This is a genomic window from Pseudomonas sp. P5_B2, assembly GCF_056400445.1.
Genome location: NZ_JBFULH010000327.1, coordinates 1 through 4656 on the forward strand (window position 1 = coordinate 1; position 4656 = coordinate 4656).

Below are 4656 nucleotides of genomic sequence, written 5' to 3' on the forward strand. Positions count from 1 at the left end.
ATCCCCAGCATCCATTCAACAATCACACTGGTTTTCAGTGCGGTCAGACGTTGTTCCCAGTGATTTATTCGCAGGCGATTGAGCAGCGCCAGACCCAACATCGCGGCAATCAGTGCCACCTTGATCAACAGAATCAGCGCGAACCCAGTGAACAAGGGCGTCGGCCAAAACACACCGGTGAGGACTCGAACGTTGATCAGCCCGGTAATCAGTAACCCCGCCACCAGGCCGTAACCGACACCACTGAAGCGCTGCAGCATCGCTTTGATCGGCTGCCCAGCCGGCTGGCGCAAGATCATCACCAACAGCATCAACCCACCGAGCCAGGTGCCAACGCAGGTCAGGTGTACGACTTGGTTGAGCATCAGCAATTGGCCGCTCCAGCCATCCAGCATGGCGCCGTGACCGACCGGGGCGAGGGTCGCCACTAACAGGCTGGCGAGGCCGATTCGCAGAGGTTTGTGCGCCCGCCACGGGGACATCAGCAACGCCACCAACAACGCATTCAGCAGCAGGTGCCAGCGCCAGACCTGACCGAAAAAGGTATTACTCAACACCAGGTGCAGCGTCGACGGATCAAGTGCTGCCACCCAGGTCCCGGCCATGCTCGCCGTGATCAGCAGCAGCCAGGCCACGCCGCTGAGCAGCGCCACGGCCGCCAGCCAGCGGGCTGTCAGCGTCAGCCGGCGATCGAGCTGTTCAGCGCTGCCATTGAGCAGCAAGGGCCTGAACGCCCACGCCCCGAACAGCATCAGCACCACGGTGAAATGCACAAAGCGACACAGCACCATCGCGCTCATCATGAATTACTGGCCAACCTTGAAGCCGTAGGCGCCTTCGCTTTTGTGGGTGTCGACGGACACCGCGTGCCATTCGACTTTATACGTACCCGCCGTCAGGGGTTCGGCAGGTGTGACGATCAGGGTTTTCTTGTCGCTGCCTTCGGTGGCGAGGCTCTTCACTGGCACAGGGGCCCCGTCCTTGCTGATCGTGATTTGGGTGAAAGCCGCTTCAACGCCTTCGGAAAACTCCAGGCGCAGTGCCGCAGGTGCGCTCACGGTGCTGTCCGCCGCCGGGGTCTGGCTTTTCAGATGGGCGTGGGCCCATACCGACGAAGCGGCGAGCAGTGAGCCGAGGAGTGCGGCAGTGGTCAGGGCTTTCTTGAGCATCGTGATACCTATGGGGCAGGTTCGAAGTGGCGCCAGTTTACCCACCGAAAGGCCGATGTACGAAGTTTCGTTTCCGCCAGTCGCCGCGACGTAGAGCCGGATGCTAGTCTTGGTCAACGTTGGTGTCAGGGAGCCCTCATGGGCAATCACAAGATCGGGATTCGTCGCAATAACGTCGAGAAAATTCTGCTCGGGGCGGAGAAGGTCTTCGCCGAAAAAGGCTTTGGCGGCACCGCCATGGCCGACATCGCCGCCGAGGTGCAACTGCCGCGCTCCAACCTGCATTACTACTTCAGCACCAAGACCGAACTGTACAGCGCGGTATTGTTTGATCTGCTGGAAGTCTGGAAGCAGGACGCGCTGTGCTTCGAGATGTTCGACGATCCGCGCGTGGTGCTCAGCAGCTACATCCGCGCCAAGATGAACCACTCCCGCAGCCGGCCTTACGGATCGAAAGTCTGGGCCAACGAGATCATCCACGGTGCACCGACATTAGGCGTGGCGCTGGACGCCAGCCTGTATGACTGGGCGAAGATGAAGGAAGCGAAAATTCGCCAGTGGGTGGACGATAAACGCATCTTGCCGGTGGAGCCTTCGAGCCTGCTGTACATGATCTGGGCCTCGACCCAGCACTATGCGGACTTTGATCATCAGGTGAATATTCTCAATGATCACCAGCCGCTGTCGGACATGCAGTTCGAGCGAGCAGTGCAGACGGTGACCAGTGTGATTTTGCGGGGGATCGGGTTGGAGCCTTGAGGTGTGCGGTGTGGCGGCAGGCCTCATCGCCGGCAAGCCGGTCTCGCTCCCACATTGGATCTCTGGCGCTCATAAGATCCCTGTGGGAGCGAGCCTGCTCGCGATGGCGTCAGATCAGACAGCTACATGATACGGATTCCTCGGATCATGATTCCAATCCAGAAACGGTTTGCCCGTGTCCATCGGTACCATCTCGATACAGTCCTGCACCGGGCAGGTGATCTGGCACAAATTGCAGCCCACGCACTCATCCTCAATCACTGAATATTGATGCGTCCCGTCCGCCTGCTTCAGGCTGGCAATCGCCTGGTGCGAGGTATCCTCACAAGCGATGTGGCAGCGCCCACAACCAATGCACGCCTCCTGGTCAATCTTGGCGATCACCTGATAGTTGATGTCGAGGTACTTCCAGTCCGTGGTGTTGCTCACCGCGCGCCCGGAAAATTCCGACACACTGGCGTAACCCTGACTGTCCATCCAGCGTGACAAGCCGTCCTTCATTTCCTCGACGATCCTGAAACCATGCAGCATCGCCGCCGTGCACACCTGCACCGAACCGCTGCCCAACGCAATAAACTCCGCCGCGTCGCGCCAGCTGCCGATGCCGCCAATGCCGGAGATTGGCAGGCCTTGGGTCTGCGGATCACGGGCGATTTCGGCGACCATGTTCAGCGCAATCGGCTTCACCGCCGAACCGCAATAACCGCCATGGGTGCTTTGGCTGCCCACCGCCGGGTTGGCGACCATGCGTTCCAGGTTGACGCTGGTGATCGAGTTGATCGTGTTGATCAGCGACACCGCATCCGCGCCACCGCGATGGGCCGCACGGGCGGCTACGCGGATGTCGGTGATGTTCGGCGTGAGCTTGACGATCACCGGTAGCGAGCAATAAGTCTTGCACCAACGGGTGACCTGTTCGACGTACTCCGGCACCTGGCCGACGGCTGCGCCCATGCCGCGCTCCGGCATGCCGTGGGGGCAGCCGAAATTCAGTTCGATGCCGTCGGCGCCGGTGGCTTCTACCAGCGGCAGGATGAATTTCCACGACTCTTCGACACAGGGCACCATCAGCGACACGATCAGCGCGCGGTCCGGCCAGTCCTTTTTTACCTGGGTGATTTCCCGCAGGTTGATCTCCAGCGAGCGGTCGGTGATCAGCTCGATATTGTTGAAACCCACCACCTCTCGGTTGGCACCGAAATGTGCCGAGTAGCGCGATGACACATTGACCGCCGCCGGGTCTTCACCCAGGGTTTTCCAGACCACGCCGCCCCAACCGGCCTCGAAGGCGCGGACCACGTTGTAAGCCTTGTCGGTGGGCGGCGCGGAGGCCAGCCAGAACGGATTGGGTGCTTTGATGCCAGCGAAGACAATCGAGAGATCGGCCATTTACGCAGCCTCCACGTTGAGCATCAGTTGAGCGTTGATCGCCTCGGCGGCAAGTTTGCCGTGTTGCACAGCTTGCACGGTGAGGTCCTGATCGAGACTGGTGCAGTCGCCACCGGCATACACGCCGGGAATGCTGGTGCGCAGCTGCTCATCCACCTGAATCCGCTCGCCCTGACGCTTGAGTTCGCGGGCCAGCGGGTCGGCGAGGGCGCTGCCGTCAAAGGCCTGGCCGATGGCTTTGAAAATGGCGTCGGCGGCCAGCTCGAAGGTTTGCCCGGTGGTTTGCAGGCGACCGTCTACCAAGTGCGTGCGGGCGAAGCGCATGCCGCGCACGTTACCCTGGTCATCGAGCAGCACTTCTTCCGGTTGCGCCCACGTTAGCAAACGCACCTGATTAGCCTTGGCGATGTCCTGCTCGTGACCGGTAGCGCCCATGTCTTCAACGCCACGGCGGTACACCAGATTCACATCGCGAGCACCGAGCCGGGCCATCTGCACGGCCATGTCGATGGCGGTGTTGCCGGCGCCGAGGACGATGCAATGATCGGCCAGCGGCAGTTGAGTCAAGTCATCGGCCTGGCGCAGTTCGCGAATGAAATCGGTGGCGGCGAGCAGGCCGGGCGCTTCTTCGTGGGGCAGACCGAGTTGTTTGCTGGCATTCAGGCCGAGGCCGAGAAATACCGCGTCGAATTGCTGATGCAAGTCGCTGAGGGTCAGGTTGTCGCCGAGTTTTTGCCCGTGACGGATTTCAATGCCGCCGATTTGCAGCAGGAACTCCAGTTCCTTTCGCGCGTAATCGTCCACCAGTTTGTACTTGGCAATCCCGTATTCGTTGAGGCCACCGGCCTTTTCCCGGGCTTCGAAAATCACCACGTCATGACCGTGCATCGCGCTGCGGTGAGCGCAGGACAAACCGGCCGGGCCGGCACCGACCACGGCGATGCGCTTGCCGGTTGAAGCCGCACGCGAGAAAGGATGTTCACTGAAGTGTGCATTGTCGACGGCATAACGTTGCAGCAAGCCGATCAGCACGGGAGCGCACTCATGGTCGTTGTTGCGCACGCAGGCTTGCTGGCAGAGGACCTCCGTCGGGCAAACCCTCGCGCAACTGCCGCCAAGGATGTTTGCCGAGAGGATTTTCTGCGCCGCACCCTGAACGTTTTCCTGATGGATATTGCGGATGAACGACGGAATATCGATCTCGCTGGGGCACGCGTTGACGCACGGCGCGTCGTAGCAGTACAGGCAGCGTGAGGCTTCCAGATGGGCCTGACGGTCGTTGAGCGGCGGCGCCAGATCAGTGAAATGGCCGGCGAGGGCGGCGGCATTCTCGTAAGGA

At 60.8% G+C, this 4656-nt stretch carries 5 protein-coding genes; 1 reads left to right on the forward strand and 4 read right to left on the reverse strand.

What is annotated here, in order from left to right:
• Both copD and copC read right to left on the reverse strand, forming a co-directional pair.
• Positions 1-803: copper homeostasis membrane protein CopD (gene copD, locus AC1DRJ_RS19550; protein ID WP_477803597.1), on the reverse strand; the 803-nt coding region annotated here is incomplete at its 3' end.
• Positions 804-806: 3 nt separating this feature from the next.
• Positions 807-1169 (reverse strand): copper homeostasis periplasmic binding protein CopC, encoded by a 363-nt coding sequence (gene copC, locus AC1DRJ_RS19555; protein WP_477803598.1) that lies wholly within the window; start codon positions 1167-1169, stop codon positions 807-809.
• 138 nt (positions 1170-1307) lie between these two features.
• On the opposite strand from copC, the gene AC1DRJ_RS19560 reads away from it, so the two are divergent.
• A complete protein-coding gene (locus AC1DRJ_RS19560; protein ID WP_477803599.1) occupies positions 1308-1928 on the forward strand; it encodes a TetR/AcrR family transcriptional regulator in 621 nt (206 codons plus the stop codon).
• A 114-nt stretch (positions 1929-2042) separates the two neighbouring features.
• Here the strand turns inward: AC1DRJ_RS19560 and preA are convergent, their stop codons facing one another.
• Both preA and AC1DRJ_RS19570 read right to left on the reverse strand, forming a co-directional pair.
• The gene (preA, locus tag AC1DRJ_RS19565) at positions 2043-3317 is read right to left on the reverse strand and encodes an NAD-dependent dihydropyrimidine dehydrogenase subunit PreA (RefSeq protein ID WP_477803600.1); all 1275 of its coding nucleotides are present in this window, start codon (positions 3315-3317) and stop codon (positions 2043-2045) included.
• Positions 3318-4656 (reverse strand): NAD(P)-dependent oxidoreductase (locus AC1DRJ_RS19570; RefSeq protein WP_477803601.1); only part of this gene is annotated, 1339 nt, incomplete at its 5' end.

Excerpts from the sequence above, each read along its gene's own strand:
- copC (WP_477803598.1), bottom strand. The coding sequence starts at position 1,169 with ATGCTCAAGAAAGCCCTGACCACTGCCGCACTCCTCGGCTCACTGCTC.
- AC1DRJ_RS19560 (WP_477803599.1), top strand. The coding sequence starts at position 1,308 with ATGGGCAATCACAAGATCGGGATTCGTCGCAATAACGTCGAGAAAATT.
- preA (WP_477803600.1), bottom strand. The coding sequence starts at position 3,317 with ATGGCCGATCTCTCGATTGTCTTCGCTGGCATCAAAGCACCCAATCCG.